The sequence below is a fragment of the Sphingobium sp. AS12 genome, from assembly GCF_019097845.1.
Taxonomy (GTDB): domain Bacteria; phylum Pseudomonadota; class Alphaproteobacteria; order Sphingomonadales; family Sphingomonadaceae; genus Sphingobium.
Window position 1 is genome coordinate 218,846 of sequence record NZ_JAHRGM010000035.1, and the last position, 21,965, is coordinate 240,810.

The window sequence follows — 21,965 nt, forward strand, 5'->3', positions numbered from 1 at the left end:
AGCGAAGCGATCCTGCGCCGAAAATGCGAGACGACTCGGCAAATTTAGGATAGGCTCTGTCCCAGGCCCGCCACAGGGCCAGCGGCAGAGCGTAAGCCTGGGGAACGTCACCACGCATGGCGCGGACATGACGACAAAACGTCCCCATACCGCCGCGATACGGGCCAGCCATGCAACCATGGCTGGCCCATTTCGTTTGGCCTTGTTGAGGCGCGACCGACGCGATCAGGGGGGAAACGGGCCATGCACTTCATCACCGCGCTGCTGGGCGTGTATCGCGCGGAAATCGGTCTGTTCATCCTGGCACTTATGTTCATCGCCTTCGTGCGCGAACGCTATTCGCCCACGGTGATCGCGGTGGTAGGCGCCTGCGCCTTTGCCCTGCTCGGCCTGCTCGACGAAAAATCGCTCTTCTCCGTCTTTTCCAACAGCGCGCCGCTGACCGTCGGGGCGATGTTCGTGCTGTCGGGTGCGCTGATCCGCACCGGTGTGATCAATCGCGTTGCCGACATCATCATGGCGCGCGCCAAAAAGCATCCCCGGCTGGCTTTGGCTGAAGTCGCGCTTGGCGCGGCTGTGCTGTCGGCATTCCTCAACAATACGCCCGTCGTCGTGTTGCTGATCCCGATCATGTTCAAACTGGCGCAGGCAACCGGCTATCCGGTCAAGAAATTGCTCATCCCGATGAACACGATCGCGGTGCTGGGCGGTTGCCTCACCTTGATCGGCACATCGACCAACCTCATCGTCGCGGGCATCGCCGCTGAACAGGGGATGGAATCCTTCGGTATCTTTGACATCACCCCTTACGCCCTTGCGGGTGCGGCGGCGGGCATCGTCGCGCTGCTGTGCCTGTCCTTCCTGCTGCCCAGCGATCCGCCCGCGATCAGCGGAGAAACCGGCGGCACGGTGCAGGATTATCTCACCGAACTGGTGGTGCCGCAGGATAGCGAACTGATCGGGCGCGAGATTGGCGCGCTGGGCCTCTTCAGCCCCTCGGTCGTCTTGCTCGGCCTCAAGCGCGGCGGCGAGATACGACGGCGCGAGATATTGACAGAAGAATTGCGCTCCGGCGACCGGCTGATCGTCCGCGCCGACGGCACCGCCATCATGACGCTGCGCGAATCAGGCGGGTTCGATCTGGGCGTGGCCGCCGATTCCAGCACATCGGCGCGCGAAGGCACAGTGATCGAAGCGATGGTCGCCCCCAGCCACCCTTCCATCGGGGAGCGGTTGCTGGACATTCCCTTCCTCCATGCCCTGCGCGTCCGCATCATCGGCATCCACCGGTCGCGCCATCTGCCCGGCCCTGCGCTGGCCGAAGCGCGGGTGCGCGGCGCGGACCGGCTGTTGATCGCGGGTAGCGACGACGCAATCCGCTCGCTCAAGGACAATCCCCACCTGATCGGTGTCGACATCAGCCGCACCCGCGCCTTCCGCCGGAACAAGGCGTGGATCGCCATGGCGGCGATGGCGGCGGTCGTGCTGCTGTCGGCGCTCGACATGATCGGCATCGGCATGGCGGCCTTCATCGCCGTCGGCATCATCCTCGTGACCCGCTGCATCGACCCGGAAGAAGCCTGGGCGGCGATCGACGGCGACGTATTGATCCTGATCTTTGCGATGCTGGCGGTCGGTCTTGGGCTGGAACGGGCGGGCAGCGTGGCGCTGATGGTCGGCTGGATCACCCCGCTGCTGACGGTCGTGCCGGTCTGGTCCCTGGTATTCGTCATCTATTTCTTCGCGCTCATATTGTCCGAACTGCTCAGCAACAATGCGGTGGCGGCACTGCTCACGCCGATCACCATCGCGCTGGCACAGCAATTGGGGGTCGATCCGCGCCCGCTTGTCATCGCCCTTATGATCGGCGCATCAGCCTGCTTCGCCACCCCGATCGGCTACCAGACCAATGCGCTGGTCTATGCGGCAGGCGACTATCGCTTCGCCGATTTCGTGCGGATCGGCGTGCCGATCAACATCATCGTCGGGCTGGCGGTGTGCAGCGCGCTGGTATTGTTGGGCTAGGCGGCCAATCGCGCACGGGCGGCCCTGTTCGCCCGCCCGCGCGCCCGGCATCACGGCGCTCTATCCATCAAGGAACCCGCCATGCCCATCCTGCCCTTCACCCAGGTCGATGCCTTTGCCGACGCGCCATTCACCGGCAATCCCGCCGCCGTCATGCCGCTCGACCAGTGGCTCGACGATGCGACGCTTCAGGGGATAGCGGCGGAGAACAACCTCTCCGAAACCGCCTTCACGATTCCGACGCCGGATGACCCGGATGCGGACTATGCGCTGCGCTGGTTCACCCCGACGGTGGAGGTCAAATTGTGCGGCCACGCCACGCTCGCCAGCGGGCATGTGCTGATCGGCGATCGGGACACGATCCGTTTCCGCACCCGCCATGCCGGTATATTGACGGTCGTGCGGGCCGGGGCGGGCTATGAACTGTCGCTGCCCGCATGGGAGACGCAGGCCAAGCCGTTGCCCGATCTGGCGGCGGGGATGGGCGGCGATGTGCTGGAAACGCGCTGGCGCGACGGTGGCTATGCCATGTTCGTCTATCGCGACGCCGCCGCGATCCGCGCCCTGACGCCCGATTTCGCCGCGCTCCGCCCGGCAGGCGACCTGCTGCTGATGGCGACCGCGCCTGGGGACGATAGCGACATCATCAGCCGGGTTTTCGTGCCCGGCGGCGGGGTCGATGAAGATCCCGTCACCGGATCGGCCCATTGTTTGTTCACCCCCTATTGGGCGGCGCGGCTGGGCAAGACGGCTATCAGCGCGGTGCAGGCCTCTGCCCGCGGCGGACGCTTGGGCTGCACGCTGGCGGGCGACCGGGTGATCCTGACCGGCGGGTGCCGGACGGTGATCGAAGGGCGCTTCCTGCTTTAGCCCGGAAACAATCCGATCAGCCGGGCGAGCGCCGTCTTGACCGCGACCCGCTGTTCCTTGTGCGGCGACATGCCGATCCGCACGATGGTCAGCCGCTGCGACGGGGAAACCAGTATATATTGCCCATTATGACCCACGCAGCCGAACAGGCTTGTGGGGGCCTGTCCCGGCATCAGCGCGCTCTCGCTGCCTTCCCGGTTGAGCCACAGATGCGCGCCATAGGCCGGGTTGCGCGCCGATGGCGTGGTCATGATGTCGATCCATTTTTCGGGCAATATCTGGTGCCCGGTCGGGCTGCGGCCATGGCGGCGCAGCAATTCGCCAAAGCGGCCATAATCGCGCGCGGTCATGTGCAGGATGCTGCCGCCGATCATCGTGCCTGCCGCGTCATATTCCGGGGTCAGGCTGGGCAACTGGCCCGGCGCCTTCAGCCTGCCGTCGATGAACATCTGCATCGCTCGCCGCCTTGCATCGGGATCATCGCTGTTGGTCAGCATCCGCGTCATCAGGTCGGTCAGGATCATGGTGCTGCCGGTCGAGTAGGAAAAGGTCGATCCGGGGGCATGGGCCAGCGGCTTGGCCTCGGCAAAGCCGCTCATATCCTGTGCGCCGTCGCCAAACAGCATCCGCACCGTGTCGCCAGCGGGCTGCGGATCGCCATCCTCGACATGGTCCAGCCCCGACGTCATCGTCAGCAACTGGCGCAGCGTAATCCGCCCGCGCGGGTCGCCCGGCTGGCGCCACGCATCGACCGGCACGGGTGCGTCGAGCGCCAGCCGCCCGTCCGACACCATCAGCCCGACCAGCACCGCCGTCACGCTCTTGGCGATCGACCAGGACAGCAATTTCGTGTCCGGGCCGAAACCGGACGCATAGCGTTCCGCAATGACCTGCCCGTCGCGCATCACCAGCAAGGCGCGCGTGTCGCCCATGTCGTTATCGTCGAACAGCGGGTCGATCGCGGCGCGCAGCGCGGCCTCGTCCACCACCGCGTCGCGCGATACGCGATAGAGCGGCTGCGGATCGGCCGCGCGCACGCTCCAAAGCCCGCCCGCGCCGACCAGCGCGGCCAGGGCCACGCCCAGGCCAAGCCGCTTTACGCTGTTCCATTCCCTCTTCATAAGCCGCGGCCTTAGCCATCCTCAACCGAGTCGGGAATATGCCGGGTCGCCGGTCGATCATTTATCTTGCCCTTGCGCTCTGTCTGTCGCTGCTCGTTGCGCTTGGCTGGCACTGGAACAGCCTGCGCGATCAGGCCCGGCTGGGCGCTGCCTATGGCGCGCGGCTGACCTGTTCCTGTCGCTATGTCGAAGGGCGCGCCATGGGCAGTTGCACCGATGACAAGGAACCGGGCATGGCCCTGGTCCGGCTGACCGATCGGCCAGAGGACAAGGCTGTCGATGCCAGCGTCCCGCTCATGGCCACCCGCACCGCCCGTTTCCGCCCCGGCTGGGGCTGCCTGCTCGACCCTGTGGAATGAAGCGGACGTTTTTTGAAGGTCCGGCAGTGATCAGAAGCGACTTTAAAGCCCCTCCCCTTTAGGGGAGGGGTTGGGGTGGGGCGGTGCCTCTCAGGTCATGTCTTGCGGCGAAGCCCCACCCCTGACCTCTCCCCTGAAGGGGAGGGGAGGATGACTGGAAGCGACCAGTTTTTGCCGTTTAGTATATGCTGCGACACTTTCAAAAGCTGACGCTCACAGTTGGGGCAAGGCTGGCGTCCCGCCGCGCAGCAAACTTCCATGCCGTGACGGCGATACTAGCAGTTAGGACCAACGTTGCAGCGGCAACGACGGCACCACACAACGCTAGAGCAATCGCTTCACCGACGTTCGTAGCGGACGACATGCTAGGCACGAGTTTGTTTACGCTACTAGCTGCGAACAACACCAATATCAGCGACCAACGATAGCCCTTCGTTGCCTTGACGATCCGCATCGGGCTTACCAACCGCGTCGAAATCGCCTGCGCTATCGGCCAAGCGGGCAGGAAAGCTACAAATAGCAAGCCTGCAAGAAACAACGCGATAACGGTCGAAATGGTCAGGCCGTCGTGAGCGCCAGCGCCAGATGCATAAACCAGAACGGCCAAGCTAGATAATATCGGCACAAAGGTCAGGATCGTAACGACTGCGAACTTGACGAAGCCAACCACGGATGATGGCTTCTCAACCATTGTCATTGTCGTAGCATATGCCGCTGCGAGCCAAGGCAATATGGCAACAGCTAGAAGGGCGTAATTCCATTCGGAAAATTTCGCGCCAGCCCCCCATTGAACTAGGTCCGTGATAGCAGATAGCGCGCCCGCTATTGCGACGTAGATCAGCCCACGCTTAGGGACAGTGCCGAACTCGCCCATCGTCTGCGTGAAGAAGTCTTGGAATGTGGAACCGCCGGTCATTCACGAATCATGAACGACAACGCTTTGCACCGCAATCTAGGTTCTGCATCAGACGCTATGTCAGCTTTTGGACATATCACTGCGCAAAGCCGCCAGTCCGCCACCCACCCATCGTTTGACCGCTCCGCACCCTCATAACGCAACACCCACTGGCCCCCCCGCGCCTCAGCCGCTAGAGGCCATGCGATGCGGCCCGCCATTCCCACCCTTCTCCACGACATATTCGGCTTTCCTGCCTTTCGCGGGGTGCAGGAGCAGGTGGTTGGCCGCGTCATGGCGGGGTTGCCGACGCTGGCGATCATGCCGACCGGGGCGGGCAAGTCGCTCTGCTACCAATTGCCCTCGGCGGCGCTGGACGGCTGCTGCGTCGTCGTATCGCCACTGATCGCGCTGATGCATGACCAGTTGCGCGCGGCGAATGCGGTCGGCCTGCGCGCCGCCAGCCTGACCAGCGTGGATGCCGACTGGCGTGAAACGCAGGATCGCCTCCGCAATGGCGATCTCGACCTGCTCTATGTCGCGCCCGAACGCGCCAGTCAGGAGGGGTTTCGCAGCCTGCTCCGCTCGGCAAAGGTCGCCCTGTTCGCGATCGACGAAGCCCATTGCGTGTCCGAATGGGGCCATGATTTCCGCCCCGACTATCGCCTGCTGCGCCCGCTGCTCGACGAATTTCCCGACGTTCCGCGCCTGGCCCTCACTGCCACGGCGGACGCGCACACGCGCGATGATATTCTCGTCCAGCTGGGCATCCCGCGCGACGGCCTCATCATCTCCGGCTTCGACCGGCCCAATATCCGCTACGCCGTTCATCCGCGCGACGGCCTGTCGAGCCAGCTCGCTGATCTGGTCGCGACCCATCCCGGTCCCGGCATCGTCTATGCCCAGACCCGCGCCGCGACCGAGAAAATGGCTGAAACGCTGGGCCGTGGCGGCCGCCCCGTGCGCGCCTATCATGCAGGGCTCGACCCCGCCGTCCGTGCCCGCAACCAGGCCGCCTTCATCGCCAGCGAAGATATGGTGATGGTCGCCACCGTCGCCTTCGGCATGGGCATCGACAAGCCCGACGTCCGCTTCGTCGCCCATGCGGGCCTGCCCAAGTCGATCGAGGGCTATTATCAGGAATCGGGCCGCGCGGGCCGCGACGGCGAACCGGCGGTCGCGCATCTCTTTTGGGGCGCAGAGGATTTCGCCCGCGCCCGCCAGCGGATCATGGAACTCGACCCGTCCCGCCAGCAGGGCGAGCGCACCCGCATCGCCGCGCTCGGCGCACTGGTGGAGACAGCCACCTGTCGTCGCGCGATCCTGCTGCGCCATTTCGGCGAATCCCCGCCAGCGACTTGCGGCAATTGCGACAATTGCCTCTCGCCGCCCGCCAGCGTCGACGCCACCGAAACCGCGCGCAAATATCTCTCTGCCGTCTATCGCACCGGGCAAAGTTTCGGCTCCGGCCATATCGAGGCGGTGCTGACCGGCGGCGTCACCGACAAATTGCGCGAGCGCGGCCATGACAGGATTTCGGTCTATGGCATCGTGTCGGGCGACGAAACCGCGCTGCTGCGCCCGGTGTCGCGCGCGCTGCTGGTGCGCGACGCGCTGGAAACGACCGAACATGGCGGGCTGATGCTCGGCCCCAATGCCCGGCCGATCCTGCGTGGCGAGGAGGAAGTCCGCATCCTCGTGCCGCCCAGGCGCGAACGCCGCAAGCGCAACGCCCGCAACGGTGCGGAGGCCAATCCGGTCGGCGATCCGCTGTTCGACGCGCTGCGCACCTGCCGCCGCGAGCTGGCCCAGGAAGCGGGCGTGCCGCCCTATGTCATCTTCCACGATTCGACCCTGCGCGAAATGGCCGAACAGCGCCCCACCAGCTTGCGCGATCTCGGCACGATCAGCGGTGTCGGCCAGAAAAAGCTCGATGCCTGGGGCGATGCTTTCCTGGCGGCGATCCGGCCCTTTCTTTAACGCGACATCCTTGAAACCGGCGCTGTCCCGGCGCATGGGATGAGCAAAGGAGACCCACCGATGTTCCGTAAACTGACCGACCATATCCTCGTTTCGCCCCAGATCACGATCGATCAGGTGGCAGAGGCCAAGGCGCAGGGCGTGACGATGATCGTCAACAACCGTCCCGATGACGAGGAGCCGGGTCAGGTCAACGGCGCGGACATCGAAGCCGCAGCCAAGGCGGCGGGCATCGCCTATGTCGCCGTACCCGTAGCCCATGGCGGCTTTGCCCCCTGGCAGCTCGATGGCATGGCCGCCGCGCTGGAACAGGCCGGGACGGGCAAGACGCTCGCTTATTGCCGGTCAGGCACCCGCAGCACATTGCTCTGGGCGCTCACCCGCGCGCGGGCAGGGGATAATGGCGACGTGCTGGCAGCGCAGGCGGCTGCGGCAGGCTATGACATCGCCCCGGTGCGGCAGATCATGGACGCGCTCAAGAGCGACTGATCACTGCTCCTCGCACCGCCCGGTAAATTCGGTCGCCGCGCGCACATGGACGATGCGCGTGCGGCGATCATAGTCGATGTGCGGCTTGTTCAGCCCGTTCATGCGATAGCTGCCCGTAATCCGGTCTGGCGTCACCAGCAGGTCGGCGATCGGCCACCAGCCGTCGCTCCCGCCCGAATGGATCGGCGATACCAGCTTGCCGGACGGATGAACCCGGCCGACGCCATCGGCAATCTCGATCTCCAGATCGGACGAGAAGGCTTCGCGCCCCATGGTCGTGCCAAATTCCGGTTCGAATTTGCGCGACTTGCGATTGTAGCGATAGCCGGACGTGCTTTGCGCAGCAGGCCCGCTGCCCGCGCCGATACAGACCAGCGAAATCCGATCAAAGGACTGCGTTGGCCGCGTTGTCGCGCCGCCGCCAGCATTGCAATTGGCCGCCGGAACCGTGCCGATCGCGTTGTAGCGGCCCTCCGCCGTCGCCACCGAAATGCACTGCCGCTGCCGGTCGCTCCACCAGAAGGACCATTTCGTGTCTCGCACCACATTGGTGGTGATGAAGCGATAGCCCCGCGCCTCCAGCTGGGTTTCGCCCCCGGCGGCCCTGGCACCGACCAGGTCGGCGACATCGGGCGGGGTCTGGGCGATGGCGGGGGTCGCGGATGCCGCTAGCAGGACGGCTATCACAGGCAGGCAACGCATGGATCAATCCTCCTGACAGGGCGCTGATGTGAACATTAGCGCGTGAACAGAAATCCGACGATAAGGAACAGGGTAAATGCTTCAAACAGGGTGATGGCAACCGCACCGATCGCCGAAATATAGCCGGTTTCCAGCTTCATGGCGAACCAGCGTGTCTCTACGATGACATAATAGACTATGCTTGCGACGACCAGCCCGATGCCGCCCATATAGGTGGCGGGCCATGTCGTGCGGGCCAGGGCGACGCCGATGCCAATGCCCAGCGCGAACACGCCGGTGGGATAGCATTGCGCGTAAAAAGGCGCGCGCAACGCATTGCGATCGATCGGCAGGCCGCGCCGGCGCACCATCCTTGTCGCGGTGAACAGGGAAAAGGACGCAAAAACTACAAGCCGCAGCACCAACGCGCTGGCATCGTCATTGACCAGTCCGGCCAGCCCGTGCCGATCGGCGACGATCGCGTCGACCTCCCCCAGCGCCATCGCAACCGCATGGGCCATCAGCAGCGCAATCGCCAGGAACAGCGGCGGGCTGAGCGCCGCGCCATATTGCTCGTCATCGGGCAAAGCGAGCTGGTCGTCGGCATAGTCCATCATCGCAAAGGGATGGACGATCGAACGCCACAGGGTCAGCGGGAAGAAGAGCAGCCAGCTCATGACTTCGTAGAGAAGCTCGTCGAGCGAGTTGATCCATTTCATGAAATCCATGGCGCATCATCGAACAAAGCCGGTGCGCAGGGCAATCCCCTTAGAGCATGGAAATCTCAGCCTTCCACCGTCACATGCTCCATCCGGGGCAGGGTGCGCACCCGCGCGCGTATCCGCGCGGCGTCCGCGCCGGGTGCCAGGCTGATGATCGACGCATGGGCATGGGGACCGATGCGCCAGACATGCAAGTCGCGGATGGTCGCGCCCTCGGCCTCTACCAGTGTCCGCACCTTGGCCATCAGCGCCGGTTCGGCGGTATCGAGCAGGATGGCGGCGGTATCCTTCATCAGGCCCCAGGCCCAGCGCGCGATCACTACCGCGCCCAGCAGGCCGACCGCCGGGTCCATCCACCACCAGCCCAGATAGCGCCCGGCCAGCAAAGCCGCGATCGCCAGCACCGACGTCAGCGCATCGGTCAGCACATGCACATAGGCAGCGCGCAGATTATTGTCGGCATGGCCATGCTTGGCACCATCGGCGTGATCATGCCCGTCATGATCATGGCTATGGTCATGCCCCAGCAGGAAGGCGCTGATGATGTTGATGACCAGCCCGACGATCGCGACCAAGGTCGCCTCGCCAAAGGCAACCTCGACCGGCTGAAAGAAGCGCATCCCCGATTCGATCGCGATGAACAGCGCCATGACCCCCAGCAACAGCGCGGACGCAAAGCCCGACAGATCGCCGACCTTGCCGGTGCCAAAGGTATAGCGCGGGTTGCGCGCGTGCCGCCGGGCATAGCCATAGGCTGCCGCCGCCACCGCCAGCGCGCCCGCGTGCGTGGCCATATGAAATCCATCGGCCAGCAGCGCCATCGACCCGGTGGTCCAGCCAGCGACAATTTCCACCACCATGGTCGCGGCGGTCAGCCAGACGACCCACAGGGTGCGCTTGGCATTCTCGTCATGCCCGGCGGACAGATAGATATGGTCGAAATAATGGCTGTCCTCGCCATCGCCGCTTTGCAGCGATGCGCCATTCTCCAGCCCCTGGTCATGGTCCCGATCATGGGCATGACGGCCATGATGATGATGGTCGTTATGCATCGTCATTTCCCGTAGCGGCGGATCAGTGCCAGCATTTCCTCACTTGCCGCGCTACGTTCGGCATCGGTCAGGCCGGGCCGGGCGACATGCTCGCGCATATGCTGCTCGATCAGCTCCTCCATCAGGCTGCCGACCGCGCCGCGCACCGACGCCACCAGTTGCAGCGTTTCGGAGCAACCTGCGTCGCCCGCCAACTGGCGTTCGACGGCAGCCACCTGTCCCGCAATCCGGCGCACCCGCGCCAGCAATTTGTCCCGATCCGCGATGATATGCATAGGATAGCCCCCTATCCTATTTCCAGGACTTTGACCAGAGCGTGTTACACCAACCTCCGTTCGTTTCGAGCGAAGTCGAGAAACGTCACACGGATGTTTCTCGACTTCCCTCGAAACGAACGGGGGACAGGAAAACCAACCCGCGCTGAACGGCGCACCCGTCGGCAGCCGCTTCCCCAAAAACCATGCCGCCGCGCCATTTGAGTCATGGCCTTGTCCTATCGCCTCCCCTAACAGGATGGCATGACCAACCGGGTGGAATGCGATCTGGCGATCCTTGGCGGCGGCCTGGCGGGCAGCCTGATCGCGCTTGCCTTCGCCGCGCGGCGGCCCGACGTGCGGCTGGCGCTGATCGAGCGTGACGCGGTCATCGGCGGCAATCATATCTGGTCCTTCTTCGATGGCGATGTCGTGCCGGGCGACCGCTGGCTGGTCGATCCGCTGGTCAGCCATCGCTGGCCGCAGGGCCATGAAGTCCGCTTTCCCGGCCATCAGCGTCGGCTCGACACCCCCTATAACAGCGTCGCCTCGCCCAAGCTCGACGCCCATGTCCGCGCCGTGCTGGGCGATGCGGTGCTGATCGGGGCGGATGCCATGTCCGTGTCACCATCGGCCATCACATTGGCCGACGGGCGAGAGATTGCAGCGGGCGCAGTGATCGACGCGCGCGGCGCGGGCGACCTGTCGGCATTGCGCTGCGGCTGGCAGAAATTTGTCGGCCATACGCTGCGGCTCGATGCGCCGCACGGGATCGACCGGCCGGTGATCATGGATGCGATCGTGGATCAGATCGACGGCTATCGTTTCGTCTATCTGCTGCCTTGGGACGCGCGCACCATCTTCATAGAGGACACCTATTACAGCAACAGCACGGTGCTGGATGTCGCCACGATCGGCGCGCGCATCGCCGCCTATGCGCAGGCAAAGGGGTGGCACGGAACGGTCATCCAACGCGAACAGGGCGTGCTGCCGGTGGTCCATGGCGGCGATTTCGACGCCTATTGGCCCAGCGCTGATCCCATCGCCCGCGCCGGGGTGCGGGCAGGGCTGTTCCAGCCGATGACCGGCTATTCGCTGCCCGACGCGGTGCGCTTTGCCACCTGGCTGGTGGACCAGCCGCTCGATCGTCTGGCTGCCGTCACACGCACCCGCGCCGCTGCCCACTGGCGCAATGGCGGCTATTATCGCCTGCTCGGCAAGATGCTGTTCGGCGCGGCGCACCCCGACCAGCGCTGGCGCATCTTCGCCCGCTTCTATCGCCTGTCCGCGCCGCTCATCCAGCGCTTCTACGCCGGACGCTCCACCCTCACCGACCGCATCCGCATCTTGTGCGGACGCCCCCCCGTGCCCATAAGGGATGCCATGCGAACATTGTTGAATCCGCCCGCCTGATGACCAGAAAAGCGATCGTCATCGGCGCAGGCTTTGGCGGGCTGGCGCTCGCCATCCGCCTGCAATCCGCCGGTATAGACACTACCCTCGTCGAGGCGCGCGACCGTCCCGGCGGGCGCGCCTATATGTGGGAAAAGGAGGGCTTCACCTTCGACGCCGGGCCGACCGTCATCACAGATCCCGATTGCCTGTCGGAACTGTGGCGTCTGTCGGGGCATGACATGGCGCAGGATGTGACGCTGATGCCGGTCAGCCCCTTCTATCGCCTCAACTGGCGCGACGGCACCAATTTCGACTATAGCAATGACGAAGCGTCGCTGCGGTTGGAGATCGCCAAGCTCGATCCCGCCGATGTCGCAGGCTATGAACGCTTTCTCGATTATGCCGCCGGCGTCTATGAGGAGGGGTATCGCAAGCTCGGCTCCGTCGCTTTCCTCGACTTCGCTTCGATGATCAAGGCCGCACCGGCGCTCGCCAAATATCAGGCCTGGCGCTCGGTCTATTCGATCGTCTCTTCCTATGTGAAGAATGAGAAGCTGCGCGAGGCGCTGTCCTTCCACACGCTGCTGGTCGGCGGCAATCCGATGAACACCAGCGCCATCTATGCGCTGATCCACAAGCTGGAAAAGGATGGCGGCGTCTGGTTCGCCAAAGGCGGCACCAACCGTCTGGTGCAGGGCATGGCCACCCATTTCGAGCGGCTGGGCGGCACATTGCGGCTGGGTGACAAGGTGACCCGGATCGAAACCCATGGCGACAAGGTCACCGCCGTGCATACCGCGTCCGGCTGGCGCGGGGAGGCGGATGCGGTCGCCAGCAATGCCGACCTGATGCACAGCTATCGCGATCTGCTCGCCCACCATCCGCGCGGGCAAAAACAGGGCGAAAAGCTGGCGCACAAGCGCTGGTCGCCCAGCCTGTTCGTGCTGCATTTCGGCATCAAGGGCAGCTGGCCCGGCATCCCGCACCATATGATCCTGTTCGGGCCGCGCTATAAGGGGTTGCTGACCGACATTTACGATCATGGCGTGCTGCCGGAGGATTTCTCCCTCTACCTGCACCACCCGACCGTCACCGATCCGTCGATGGCGCCCGAAGGCCATTCGACCTTCTACGCCCTCGCCCCGGTGCCGCACATGGGCAAGCTGCCGATCGACTGGGACCAGTTCGCGCCCGCCTATGCCGAACGCATATTGGACGAGATCCAGCATCGCCTGATCCCCGACATACGATCGCGCATCGTCACCCAATTCCATTATGCGCCGTCCGATTTCGGGCGGGATCTGAACGCTCATCTGGGCAGCGCCTTCAGCCTGGAGCCGCTGCTGACCCAGAGCGCCTGGTTCCGCGCGCATAATCGCGACGATGTGATCCCCAACCTCTATCTGGTGGGCGCAGGCACGCATCCGGGCGCGGGCATCCCCGGCGTCGTCGGCAGCGCGAAGGCGACCGCGGCGCTGATGATCGACGATATGGCATCGGCAAGTTAAGTATCTGATATCTAATGATAATATCAGATATGCCATATGTGAATATGGGAAGAGTATGAAAAGATTGGCAGTCTATTGCGGATCGGCCACCCCCGCCGATCCCACTTTCATCGAAGCCGCCCGCCATGTCGGCCACACCCTTGCTGCGCGCGGCATCGGCGTCGTCTATGGCGGCGGTCGCCTTGGCCTGATGGGCGCAGTGGCGGATGCTGCGCTGGAAGCGGGCGGCGAGGTGATCGGCGTGATCCCCGAAGCGCTGGTGGGTGCCGAAGTCGCCCATCGCGGCTGCACGCAGCTGCACGTCGTCCAGACCATGCACCAGCGCAAACAGCTGTTCACCGACCTGTCGGACGGCTTCGTCACCCTGCCGGGCGGCGTGGGCACGATGGACGAACTGTGGGAAGCGATCAGCTGGTCGCAGCTGGGCTACCACCAAAAGCCGGTCGGCCTGCTCAATATCGGCGGCTTCTATGACCAGCTGATCGGTTTCAACCGCCAGATGGTGGAGGCCGGCTTCATCCGTCCGCAACATGCGGGCATCCTGCTCCATGCCGACGGCATCGACGCTTTGCTCGACGCCATGGCCGCCTATCAACCGCACGAAACCATCTTCGCGATGAAGGCGGACCGGCTCTGACAGGATTGCTGCGCCTCGACCGACCCGCCCTCGTCGCCCATGCGCAGGCAAGCATCGCGCGCGGTTCCAAATCCTTCGCCATGGCCTCCACCCTGTTCGACCGGGTGACCCGCGAACGCGCCTGGCTGCTCTATGCCTGGTGCCGCAAATGCGACGACATCGCCGACGGTCAGGACCATGGCGGCACGCTACGTGGCGTGACCGATGGGCAGGCGCGACTCTCGACCATCCGTGTGCTGACCAATACAGCGCTGCGGGGCGAGGCGACGGGCGATCCTGCCTTTGACGGCTTCGGCGTGGTGATGCGTGAATGTGCCATTCCCGCCCGCTATGCCCATGACCTGATCGAGGGCTTCGCGCTCGACGCACGCGACTGGCGACCGCGCAGCCAGGACGACATGCTACGCTATTGCTACCATGTCGCTGGCGCGGTCGGCTGCATGATGGCGGTGCTGATGGGCGTCGATCCGACCGATGAGGCGACGCTGGACCGCGCCTGCGATTTGGGGCTCGCGTTCCAGCTCGCCAATATCGCCCGCGATATCAGCGAGGATGAAGCCGCCGACCGCTGCTATCTGCCGCAGGAATGGCTGGCGGAAATGGATATCCCGCCCGGCGAACATATGAAGCCATGGGCGCGCCCGCGTCTCGCCCAGTTGGGCAAGCGGATGGCCGATATGGCCGCCGCCTATGAACAAAGCGCGCGCCACGGCACCGGTGCCCTGCCACCGCGCGCGGCATGGGCGGTGCTGGCTGCAGCGGGTATCTATGGCGACATTGCCCGTGAAGTCGCGAAGCGGGGCGAACAGGCGTGGGACCATCGCGTCGTCACGCCCAAGTCCGACAAGCTGTTATGGGTCGCCCGGTCCGGCTGGCAGGTGATCGGTCGCACCCGGCGCTGGCCCGCGACGACGCCGCGCCCAGCTGACCTGTGGTCTCGCCCAGCCGCCTGACATTTCCTCCAAGAACAAAAAAAGGGCCGATGCTTTCGCATCGGCCCGAGGCATGTTCGCAGGAGGAACAATGTGGGGCGGGCGGGCCTTGTGCCTTTCGGGCGGCCCGCCCTGCCAAGTCTTACATATTATAGGCGCGTTCGCCGTGGCTGGAGAGATCCAGACCCTGCTGTTCATCTTCGGCGCTCGGACGCAGACCGATGGTCTTGTCGATGACGAAGTAGAGGATCGCGCTACCCACGCCGGACCAGACGAGTGTCAACAGCACCGCCTTGATCTGGGTGATGACCTGACCGGAGATGCTGTAGGTCGAGGCATCGAAACCCGCCGGAAAGACGGTATAGTCGAAATAACCCTGACCGCCCAGCGCCGGAGAAGCGACGATGCCGGTGGCAATGGCACCAACGATACCGCCAACGCAGTGGACGCCGAATACGTCCAGGCTGTCGTCATAGCCGAGCTTGCCCTTCACGAAAGCCACGAAGATGTAGCAGATCGGCGAGACAACGAAGCCCAGGACGACCGAGGTCATAGGCGCGCCCAGACCAGCCGCCGGGGTGATGGCGACGAGGCCAGCGACAGCGCCGGTGACGGCACCCAGCAGCGAAGGCTTGCCATGGTGGAACTGTTCGACCAGCGCCCAGCTGACGGCAGCTGCGCAGGTGGCGACCATGGTGTTGATGAAGGCGACGCCGGTGACGGCATTGGCTTCCAGGTTGGAACCGGCGTTGAAACCGAACCAGCCGACCCACAGCAGGCTTGCGCCGATCATGGTCATGACGAGCGAGTGCGGCGGCATGGGTTCCTTGGGGAAGCCAACGCGCTTGCCAATCATGATGCAGCCAACCAGGCCAGCGATGCCCGCATTGATGTGGACGACGGTGCCGCCCGCGAAATCAAGCGCGCCCATGCCCCACAGGAAGCCGGTGTCGGTCGGAGCATCAGCCAGGAAGTCGGGGCCAGCCCAATACCAGACCATGTGCGCGATCGGGAAATAGATCACGGTCAGCCAGGCGACCACGAACACGATCAGCGCCGAAAACTTCACGCGTTCGGCAAAAGCACCGACGATGAGGGCCGGGGTGATCATGGCGAAGGTCATCTGGAACACGACGAACACCAGTTCAGGCAGATAGACGTTATTGCTGAACGTCGCTGCATAGGTGGTGGCATCGACGCCCATCAGGAACGCCTTGGAGAAGTTACCGATGAACGGATTGTTGCTGGTGAAGGCGAGGCTGTAGCCCCAGCAGACCCAGACCAGGCCTGCGACCGACACGATCATGAAAACCTGCATCAGGACCGACAGCATATTCTTGCTGCGGACCAGACCGCCGTAAAAGAGGGCGAGGCCGGGGATCGACATCATCAATACCAGAGCGGCGGAGATCAGCATCCAGGCGACGTCGCCCTTGTTGACCATGCCGGCCATGGCAGCGGCGTCAGGCGCCTTGATCGGGCCGGCAAATGCCGGCGACGCGGCGAGCAGGGTCAGGCCAAGCGCCCCCGCTACCCCGCAAAGTTTCTTGGAAAAGGTCATTATTTCCCCCTTCTTACAGCGCGGTTTCGCCGGTCTCGCCGGTGCGGATACGCACGGCCTGACCGACATCGAGGACGAAGATCTTGCCATCGCCGATGGCGCCCGAATTGGCGGCTGCCTGGGTCGCTTCCACGACGCGCGGCGCAAGGTCGTCGTCGCAGACGACCTCGATCTTGATCTTCGGGACCATGTTGGTGGAATATTCGGCACCGCGATAGATTTCGGTCTGCCCCTTTTGGCGGCCAAAGCCCTTAACTTCGCTGACCGTCATACCTGCGATGCCGAGCGAGGAGAGTGCCTCGCGGACATCGTCAAGCTTGAACGGCTTGATGATAGCCATGACAAGTTTCATGTCGCCCCCTGTTACTGGTGTGCGGGGACTACTCAGCAAGAGGCGTGCCAATTTGTTAAACGCGGGTTAACGCGGGCTTGCGGCGCGATGACATGAACGGCAGCGCCAAAAAAATGGGCAGCGCGGTTTCGATGCTCAAAAAATAGGCAGTATCAACCTACCATTGCGCGCCTTCCGCAACGGCAACGGCTTCTTCGGGCAGCGTCTCCCGCCCCAGCGCTGCATTACGATGCGGGAAACGGCCAAAGCGGGCGATGGTTGCGTGATGCTGCCGGGCAAAGTCGATCGACCGGGCATCGCCTGCCCCTTCAAACAGGGTCAGCGACAGTTCCTGATCCTCCAATGCCTCGCTATGCTGGAACGGCATGTAGAAAAAGAGCCGCCCCGCGCCGCCAATCTGGATATCATAGCCTTGGGCGATCGCACCGCGCGCCACGTCCCGCGCCAGCGCGTCAGTGGCGAAGGCCTGCGCCGTGCCCCGGAACATGTTGCGCGGCAACTGGTCTAACAGGATCACGGCGGCCAGCGCATCGTCAGCGCGGTCGAGGAAAGCGTCCGCAGGGAGCGCTTTCTTTTCGCGCCACAAAGGCTGGAATCTTGCCTGACATTGGTGATCCAGCGCAGGATCATGACTGTACCAGCCTGCCTCGCCGACCTGATTGAACCAAAGGTCGAGCAGCGCCGCCGCCCAGTCGGCGGTGATGGCGTCATGGCTGTCGGTCAGCATGTTCATGGATGCTATACCCATGACCTTCCCGCCCGGTTCCGCGATCCGTAGCGGCAAAGCGTCAGGTCGCCGTGCCGCCGACGGTCAGTCCCTCCATCAGCAGGGTCGGTTGGCCAACGCCCGCAGGCACGCTCTGCCCGCCCTTGCCACACATGCCGATGCCTTCGTCCAGCGCCCAGTCATTGCCGATGCCCACCACCTTGGTCAGCGCCGTCGGACCGTCGCCGATCAGGGTCGCGCCCTTGATCGGATCACCCAGCTTGCCATTCTCGACCCTGTAGGCCTCCGTGCAGGAAAAGACGAACTTGCCCGACACGATGTCGACCTGCCCGCCGCCAAAGCTTTTGGCGAAAATGCCCGACTTCATGCGTGACAGCAATTCTTCCGGGTCATCATTGCCGCCCTTGATGAATGTGTTTGTCATGCGCGGCATCGGGCCGTGGGCATAGCTTTCGCGGCGACCATTGCCGGTCGGCTCGACCCCCATCAGCCGGGCGTTCAGCCGGTCCTGCATATAGCCCTTGAGGATGCCATCCTCGATCAGGATATTCTCGCGCGTCGGTGTGCCTTCATCGTCGATGGAGAGCGATCCGCGACGGCTGGCAATCGCGCCATCATCAACCACGGTCACGCCCGGCGCAGCAACGCGCTGGCCGATGCGACCGGAAAAGGCGCTGGTGCCCTTGCGGTTGAAATCGCCCTCCAGCCCATGGCCGATGGCTTCATGCACCAGCACGCCGGGCCAGCCGGGACCAAGCAGCACGGTCATTTCGCCAGCTGGGGCGGCGACCGAGCGGAGATTGACCTGCGCCTGCGCCAGCGCTTCGTCGATGGCGCGGTTCCAGACGGCCGGTTCCATCATCTGATCGTAAAGATAGCGCCCGCCTATGCCGAAGCTGCCGGTTTCGCGGCGGCCATCTTCTTCCAGAATCAACGAGACGTTGAGGCGCACCAGTGGGCGAATATCAGTGGCGGTAAAGCCGTCGGCGCGGACGATCTCGACAACCGACCAGCTGCCGGCCAGGCTGACCGACACCTGTGCGACGCGCGGGTCGCGGGCGCGGGCGGCGGCGTCAATCGCGGCACACAGCGTCACCTTCTCGGCAAAGGGGACGATCTCCAGCGGATTGGCATCGGTATAAAGGTGGCGGTTGGTCCTCTGGGGCGGCGGCGCGGGCGGGGTGGTGGCCGGATCAAGCAGGGTCAGCGTTTGCGCCGCCTTGCGGATCGCCGCTTCGCTAATGTCGTTGGCATGGGCAAAGCCGGTCATTTCGCCCGACACGCCGCGCAGGCCGAACCCGGCATCGGTCGAATAATCGGCGGTTTTCAACCGTCCGTCATCAAAGCCAAAGCTCTCGCTCGCGCGATATTGCAGATAGAGTTCGCCATCGTCGCAGCTTTTGAGCGCATCGGCGGTCAGGCGGCGCGCGCCATCGGGATCAAGCAAGCCAGGGCGATAGAGAAGGCCACGGGCGTCGGTAAATTGGGCGGTCAGATCGGTCATGCCCCCGATATAGGGACGACATCATCCAGGCCCAAAGGAAAAGTTAGAGGCTGGCGCCCGAAGCGATGTCGGGCAGGTTGCCGACGTCGCCAGTATCCGCAGCGCCACCCGCCAGCACGAAGCGGCGGTCACAATAGCCGCAATCGACATAGCCATGCTCGTCAATTTCCAGAAACACGCGCGGATGGCCGAGCGCGGCAGGAATATCGCCCGAACCGTCGCAGGAGACGCGGGACTTGGAGACTCGGATGATTTCAGGCGGCTGGATCATGATCGCGGACCTAGCAGCGGCGGCGCTGCGCTGCAATATGGGACAGGCGCCTACATCAGCGGCAGGCGCGGCCTTTTGCAGGGCATATCCTTGTCACCCTTCACCGCTTTGGCCGCGGGCTTCCAGTCGGCGCAATCGCTCGCTGCCATCACCGCAAAGGGCGACAGCATCAGCAGGGCAGGCGCAATGGTGCCGCCAATAAGGGCTGCAAAGGGCATGAGCTAATGGTGCCGCAGCGATGCTTGCCACAGGATGAACGATACGCAGGCGGTTTGATCGAAGATGCCCTCGCTTGCGCTCGGGAGTTTTGCGGGAAAATGTCCCCCGGACATTTTCTGATCCGCAAAACTGGTGGGCGATGACGGGCTCGAACCGCCGACATTCTCGGTGTAAACGAGACGCTCTACCAACTGAGCTAATCGCCCGCTCCTGCGGAGAAGCGTCTATCTAGGGAAAAATGCCGGGGCGTCAAGCCGGGAGTCAGGTGGTGAGCAGGCGGCGGCTGGCCCCGAACCAGCGGGTCAGCGCTTCGGCGGCCTCGTGCGCCAGCGCGATGAAGATGCGGCGGCCGTCATGCGGATCGGCCTGCCGCTCGACCAGTCCCTTGTCGGTCAGGGTGCGAATCCAGCGCAGGGCGGTGGTGGGCGGCACGGCGGCGGCGATGCACAGGCTGGAAACCGACACGCGCTCATGTTCCAGCCTGGCTGCCAGCAGATCGAGCAGCATATCCCAAGCGGGATCGGCAAACAGGTCGCCGGGCAGGAAATCGGCACGGATGCGGCGCGCGCGCAGCAGGTCGCGGACCTGTGTGGCGGTGATGGCGGGCATGTCGGTGCGCGTCGCTTCGCCGCCGATCGGGGCGAGTGCGGGCATCCCGATATAGTCGCTCGGCCGATCGGAAATACGCTGGCCCAGATCAAAGCTGGGAGTGGCCACCCGCGTCCGTTCCGTCAGCGCGTCGAGGGTGCGGGCAAGGCGACCGACTTCCTCGCTCAATTGCTGGAGGCGGGCGCTTTCGCGGTCGATTTCATGCACCTGGCCCGAAGCTGGCCGACGATCCCCGGCGGCGACCAGCGCGGCGGCGAGTTCGACCCGGTCGGGATCGCACAGCAATTGTGTATGTGGGCTGCGCAGGCAGGCGAAGGCGAGTTCCACCGTATCCCATCCGGCGATCAGGATGACCGCCATGCCAGCCTGGATCGCCTGGGTTTCCAATTGCACCAGCAGGCGTTCCAGCAACGGGGTGATGATGGGGCAAAAGACCAGCACCGTGTCGCACTGGGCCTGAAGATCGAGCCGCACCGGCGCATCGGCCAGCGCGGTCAGCCCCAGCAGGCGGAAACCTGCCGCCGCAGCGACCGGCTCCAGCGCGGAGGCGTCCATCTGGTCGGCGATCACCAGCAGGCTGGCGCGATCATCGCGTGGCGTCAGCGGTGCGCTATGGCTCGTCAGCGGCGAGGCGTAGGAAAAATCTTCCATCATGGTCCGAATCCCGTTCTAGCTTCGTTCTAAAGAATAAAGCAAGAACGGATCGATTCAGCCCCGCATATTCGCCATTCTGGACAGGGTCTGGAGCAATGGCTTCATTCGGTCATGGACAAGGGGCGACAGGCGGCGCTTTCCGTCCAGTTTGCAGCCAATTTGGCGGGAGGATGCAGGAAATTTCCTATCATTTTAGGAAGGGCTGACATTCTCTCCGAAATGGAGTCAATTGTCACACCGCCGTGGCGCGGGCAAAGGCGATGTAGAGCGCGCGCAGCCGCATCGCGACCGGGCCCGGGGTGCCGCTGCCGATGGTCTGGCCGTCGATGGTGACGACCGACTGGCACAGGGTCGATGCGCTGGTGATGAACGCCTCTTTCGCGGTCAGCGCTTCCGCGACGGTAAAGGGGCGGCGGATGACGGCCAGACCGCTTTCGGCGGCCAGAGCGGTCAGCGCGTCGCCGGTGCAGCCCGCCAGCACCGCTTCGCTATAAGGGCGGGTAATGATGCCTTCGTCGGTGACGATGAAGGCGGTGGAGGAAGCGCCTTCGGTGACGAAGCCGTCCTCGACCAGCCAGGCCTCCTGCGCGCCCGCGTCGCGCGCGGCCTGCTTGGCCATCGCCTGCGCCAGCAAGCCAGTGCTTTTAATGTCGCGGCGTTTCCAGCGCAGGTCTGGCATCGTGGCAACCGCGATGCCGGTGGTGACAGCGGGGACGTTCAGGAACGGCTTGTCCTGCACGAACAGGAACAGGGTCGGCGCGGTATCGGGCGATGGCAGAAAGTCGCGGGTCGCGTCCGCGCCACGGGTGAGCTGAAGATAGACCAGCCCTTCATGGAGCGCATTAAGAGTGACGAGCTGCTTCTGCACGGCCTCAATCTCGGCAAGGCTGAGCGGCAGGCGAATGCCAAGCGCATCGGCAGAGCGTTGCAGCCGGGCGAGATGGCTGGCGCTGTCGACCAAGCCGCCGTCGATCACCGCAGCAACCTCATAAATCCCGTCGGCAAACAGGAAACCGCGATCCAGCGGCGAGATCCGCGCCTGATCGAGCGGCAGAAAGGCACCATTGAGATAGGCGATCGACATGAAGCGGGACGGTTCCTGAGCGGTGGATATCCACTGCTTTTGCCGGTCGGGCGGGCAGGGTCAA

23 protein-coding genes and 1 tRNA gene are annotated in these 21,965 nt (G+C 64.2%); 9 read left to right on the forward strand and 15 right to left on the reverse strand.

The features are described from left to right. The first annotated feature begins 243 nt into the window (after positions 1-243). Both KRZ98_RS14295 and KRZ98_RS14300 read left to right on the forward strand, forming a co-directional pair. A complete protein-coding gene (locus tag KRZ98_RS14295; protein ID WP_217674140.1) occupies positions 244-2,025 on the forward strand; it encodes an SLC13 family permease in 1,782 nt (593 codons plus the stop codon). A gap of 81 nt (positions 2,026-2,106) precedes the next feature. Then, the gene (locus KRZ98_RS14300; protein ID WP_217674141.1) at positions 2,107-2,895 is read left to right on the forward strand and encodes a PhzF family phenazine biosynthesis protein; all 789 of its coding nucleotides are present in this window, start codon (positions 2,107-2,109) and stop codon (positions 2,893-2,895) included. Here KRZ98_RS14300 and KRZ98_RS14305 read toward each other — a convergent pair. After that, complete coding sequence (locus tag KRZ98_RS14305; protein WP_217674142.1) at positions 2,892-4,016, reverse strand: serine hydrolase; 1,125 nt, start codon at positions 4,014-4,016, stop codon at positions 2,892-2,894. The two genes, KRZ98_RS14300 and KRZ98_RS14305, sit on opposite strands and share 4 nt — an antisense overlap. Positions 4,017-4,054: 38 nt before the next feature. Between KRZ98_RS14305 and KRZ98_RS14310 the strand changes: the two genes are divergently transcribed. Continuing rightward, positions 4,055-4,375, forward strand: a complete 321-nt coding sequence (locus KRZ98_RS14310) for a hypothetical protein (RefSeq protein ID WP_217674143.1) — start codon at positions 4,055-4,057, stop codon at positions 4,373-4,375. 199 nt (positions 4,376-4,574) lie between these two features. Here the strand turns inward: KRZ98_RS14310 and KRZ98_RS14315 are convergent, their stop codons facing one another. Further along, positions 4,575-5,291, reverse strand: a complete 717-nt coding sequence (locus tag KRZ98_RS14315; protein WP_217674144.1) for a hypothetical protein — start codon at positions 5,289-5,291, stop codon at positions 4,575-4,577. 186 nt (positions 5,292-5,477) lie between these two features. Between KRZ98_RS14315 and recQ the strand changes: the two genes are divergently transcribed. Beyond that, the gene (gene recQ / locus KRZ98_RS14320; protein ID WP_217674145.1) at positions 5,478-7,250 is read left to right on the forward strand and encodes a DNA helicase RecQ; all 1,773 of its coding nucleotides are present in this window, start codon (positions 5,478-5,480) and stop codon (positions 7,248-7,250) included. A 60-nt stretch (positions 7,251-7,310) separates the two neighbouring features. Further along, positions 7,311-7,739, forward strand: a complete 429-nt coding sequence (locus KRZ98_RS14325; RefSeq protein ID WP_217674146.1) for a TIGR01244 family sulfur transferase — start codon at positions 7,311-7,313, stop codon at positions 7,737-7,739. On the opposite strand, the gene KRZ98_RS14330 is transcribed toward KRZ98_RS14325, so the two are convergent. The 4 genes from KRZ98_RS14330 to KRZ98_RS14345 are packed head-to-tail and all read right to left on the reverse strand — an operon-like array spanning position 7,740 to position 10,469. Then, on the reverse strand, positions 7,740-8,441 hold the full coding sequence (locus tag KRZ98_RS14330) for a hypothetical protein (protein ID WP_254798438.1): 702 nt from the start codon (positions 8,439-8,441) through the stop codon (positions 7,740-7,742). Positions 8,442-8,476: 35 nt separating this feature from the next. Further along, positions 8,477-9,148: a hypothetical protein gene (locus KRZ98_RS14335; RefSeq protein WP_217674147.1), complete on the reverse strand. Its 672-nt coding sequence runs from the start codon at positions 9,146-9,148 to the stop codon at positions 8,477-8,479. Positions 9,149-9,204: 56 nt separating this feature from the next. Beyond that, positions 9,205-10,200: a CDF family Co(II)/Ni(II) efflux transporter DmeF gene (gene dmeF, locus KRZ98_RS14340; protein WP_217674148.1), complete on the reverse strand. Its 996-nt coding sequence runs from the start codon at positions 10,198-10,200 to the stop codon at positions 9,205-9,207. Continuing rightward, positions 10,197-10,469: a metal/formaldehyde-sensitive transcriptional repressor gene (locus tag KRZ98_RS14345; protein ID WP_217674149.1), complete on the reverse strand. Its 273-nt coding sequence runs from the start codon at positions 10,467-10,469 to the stop codon at positions 10,197-10,199. The genes dmeF and KRZ98_RS14345 overlap by 4 nt, the downstream gene beginning before the upstream one ends. A 243-nt stretch (positions 10,470-10,712) precedes the next feature. Between KRZ98_RS14345 and crtY the strand changes: the two genes are divergently transcribed. Genes crtY through KRZ98_RS14365 form a run of 4 tightly spaced genes read left to right on the forward strand, consistent with a single transcriptional unit; the run spans position 10,713 to position 14,941 of the window. After that, positions 10,713-11,861, forward strand: coding sequence for a lycopene beta-cyclase CrtY (gene crtY, locus KRZ98_RS14350; RefSeq protein WP_217674150.1), 1,149 nt, complete (start codon positions 10,713-10,715; stop codon positions 11,859-11,861). Further along, positions 11,861-13,351, forward strand: coding sequence for a phytoene desaturase (locus KRZ98_RS14355; protein WP_217674151.1), 1,491 nt, complete (start codon positions 11,861-11,863; stop codon positions 13,349-13,351). Before crtY ends, KRZ98_RS14355 begins: the two co-directional genes overlap by 1 nt. Positions 13,352-13,406: 55 nt before the next feature. Next, positions 13,407-13,988: a TIGR00730 family Rossman fold protein gene (locus KRZ98_RS14360; protein WP_217674152.1), complete on the forward strand. Its 582-nt coding sequence runs from the start codon at positions 13,407-13,409 to the stop codon at positions 13,986-13,988. Between the two features lie 53 nt (positions 13,989-14,041). Continuing rightward, entirely contained in the window at positions 14,042-14,941 is a 900-nt protein-coding gene (locus KRZ98_RS14365; RefSeq protein WP_368389836.1) for a phytoene/squalene synthase family protein, read from the forward strand. Between the two features lie 121 nt (positions 14,942-15,062). Here the strand turns inward: KRZ98_RS14365 and KRZ98_RS14370 are convergent, their stop codons facing one another. The 9 genes from KRZ98_RS14370 to KRZ98_RS14410 all read right to left on the reverse strand — a co-directional run bounded on the left by KRZ98_RS14370 (position 15,063) and on the right by KRZ98_RS14410 (position 21,901). Further along, entirely contained in the window at positions 15,063-16,481 is a 1,419-nt protein-coding gene (locus KRZ98_RS14370; protein WP_217674154.1) for an ammonium transporter, read from the reverse strand. A gap of 13 nt (positions 16,482-16,494) precedes the next feature. Next, positions 16,495-16,833 carry a P-II family nitrogen regulator gene (locus KRZ98_RS14375; protein ID WP_004209785.1) on the reverse strand — a complete coding sequence of 113 codons (339 nt, stop codon included), beginning with the start codon at positions 16,831-16,833 and terminating at the stop codon, positions 16,495-16,497. Positions 16,834-16,990: 157 nt separating this feature from the next. Further along, positions 16,991-17,566: a DUF924 family protein gene (locus tag KRZ98_RS14380; RefSeq protein ID WP_217674400.1), complete on the reverse strand. Its 576-nt coding sequence runs from the start codon at positions 17,564-17,566 to the stop codon at positions 16,991-16,993. Between the two features lie 55 nt (positions 17,567-17,621). Continuing rightward, entirely contained in the window at positions 17,622-19,064 is a 1,443-nt protein-coding gene (gene tldD, locus KRZ98_RS14385) for a metalloprotease TldD (protein WP_217674155.1), read from the reverse strand. A gap of 43 nt (positions 19,065-19,107) precedes the next feature. After that, complete coding sequence (locus tag KRZ98_RS14390; protein ID WP_217674156.1) at positions 19,108-19,335, reverse strand: zinc-finger domain-containing protein; 228 nt, start codon at positions 19,333-19,335, stop codon at positions 19,108-19,110. Between the two features lie 50 nt (positions 19,336-19,385). Further along, complete coding sequence (locus KRZ98_RS14395; RefSeq protein WP_217674157.1) at positions 19,386-19,553, reverse strand: hypothetical protein; 168 nt, start codon at positions 19,551-19,553, stop codon at positions 19,386-19,388. 131 nt (positions 19,554-19,684) lie between these two features. After that, positions 19,685-19,760: transfer RNA gene (locus KRZ98_RS14400), tRNA-Val, on the reverse strand. A gap of 55 nt (positions 19,761-19,815) precedes the next feature. Next, a complete protein-coding gene (locus KRZ98_RS14405; protein WP_217674158.1) occupies positions 19,816-20,817 on the reverse strand; it encodes a MarR family transcriptional regulator in 1,002 nt (333 codons plus the stop codon). Positions 20,818-21,049: 232 nt separating this feature from the next. Next, positions 21,050-21,901 carry a D-amino-acid transaminase gene (locus KRZ98_RS14410; RefSeq protein ID WP_217674159.1) on the reverse strand — a complete coding sequence of 284 codons (852 nt, stop codon included), beginning with the start codon at positions 21,899-21,901 and terminating at the stop codon, positions 21,050-21,052. Between the last annotated feature and the right edge of the window lie 64 nt (positions 21,902-21,965).

Excerpts from the sequence above, each read along its gene's own strand:
- KRZ98_RS14295 (WP_217674140.1), top strand. The coding sequence starts at position 244 with ATGCACTTCATCACCGCGCTGCTGGGCGTGTATCGCGCGGAAATCGGT.
- KRZ98_RS14300 (WP_217674141.1), top strand. The coding sequence starts at position 2,107 with ATGCCCATCCTGCCCTTCACCCAGGTCGATGCCTTTGCCGACGCGCCA.
- KRZ98_RS14305 (WP_217674142.1), bottom strand. The coding sequence starts at position 4,016 with ATGAAGAGGGAATGGAACAGCGTAAAGCGGCTTGGCCTGGGCGTGGCC.
- KRZ98_RS14310 (WP_217674143.1), top strand. The coding sequence starts at position 4,055 with ATGCCGGGTCGCCGGTCGATCATTTATCTTGCCCTTGCGCTCTGTCTG.
- KRZ98_RS14315 (WP_217674144.1), bottom strand. The coding sequence starts at position 5,291 with ATGACCGGCGGTTCCACATTCCAAGACTTCTTCACGCAGACGATGGGC.
- recQ (WP_217674145.1), top strand. The coding sequence starts at position 5,478 with ATGCGGCCCGCCATTCCCACCCTTCTCCACGACATATTCGGCTTTCCT.
- KRZ98_RS14325 (WP_217674146.1), top strand. The coding sequence starts at position 7,311 with ATGTTCCGTAAACTGACCGACCATATCCTCGTTTCGCCCCAGATCACG.
- KRZ98_RS14330 (WP_254798438.1), bottom strand. The coding sequence starts at position 8,441 with ATGCGTTGCCTGCCTGTGATAGCCGTCCTGCTAGCGGCATCCGCGACC.
- KRZ98_RS14335 (WP_217674147.1), bottom strand. The coding sequence starts at position 9,148 with ATGGATTTCATGAAATGGATCAACTCGCTCGACGAGCTTCTCTACGAA.
- dmeF (WP_217674148.1), bottom strand. The coding sequence starts at position 10,200 with ATGACGATGCATAACGACCATCATCATCATGGCCGTCATGCCCATGAT.
- KRZ98_RS14345 (WP_217674149.1), bottom strand. The coding sequence starts at position 10,469 with ATGCATATCATCGCGGATCGGGACAAATTGCTGGCGCGGGTGCGCCGG.
- crtY (WP_217674150.1), top strand. The coding sequence starts at position 10,713 with ATGACCAACCGGGTGGAATGCGATCTGGCGATCCTTGGCGGCGGCCTG.
- KRZ98_RS14355 (WP_217674151.1), top strand. The coding sequence starts at position 11,861 with ATGACCAGAAAAGCGATCGTCATCGGCGCAGGCTTTGGCGGGCTGGCG.
- KRZ98_RS14360 (WP_217674152.1), top strand. The coding sequence starts at position 13,407 with ATGAAAAGATTGGCAGTCTATTGCGGATCGGCCACCCCCGCCGATCCC.
- KRZ98_RS14370 (WP_217674154.1), bottom strand. The coding sequence starts at position 16,481 with ATGACCTTTTCCAAGAAACTTTGCGGGGTAGCGGGGGCGCTTGGCCTG.
- KRZ98_RS14375 (WP_004209785.1), bottom strand. The coding sequence starts at position 16,833 with ATGAAACTTGTCATGGCTATCATCAAGCCGTTCAAGCTTGACGATGTC.
- KRZ98_RS14380 (WP_217674400.1), bottom strand. The coding sequence starts at position 17,566 with ATGAACATGCTGACCGACAGCCATGACGCCATCACCGCCGACTGGGCG.
- tldD (WP_217674155.1), bottom strand. The coding sequence starts at position 19,064 with ATGACCGATCTGACCGCCCAATTTACCGACGCCCGTGGCCTTCTCTAT.
- KRZ98_RS14390 (WP_217674156.1), bottom strand. The coding sequence starts at position 19,335 with ATGATCCAGCCGCCTGAAATCATCCGAGTCTCCAAGTCCCGCGTCTCC.
- KRZ98_RS14395 (WP_217674157.1), bottom strand. The coding sequence starts at position 19,553 with ATGCCCTTTGCAGCCCTTATTGGCGGCACCATTGCGCCTGCCCTGCTG.
- KRZ98_RS14405 (WP_217674158.1), bottom strand. The coding sequence starts at position 20,817 with ATGATGGAAGATTTTTCCTACGCCTCGCCGCTGACGAGCCATAGCGCA.
- KRZ98_RS14410 (WP_217674159.1), bottom strand. The coding sequence starts at position 21,901 with ATGTCGATCGCCTATCTCAATGGTGCCTTTCTGCCGCTCGATCAGGCG.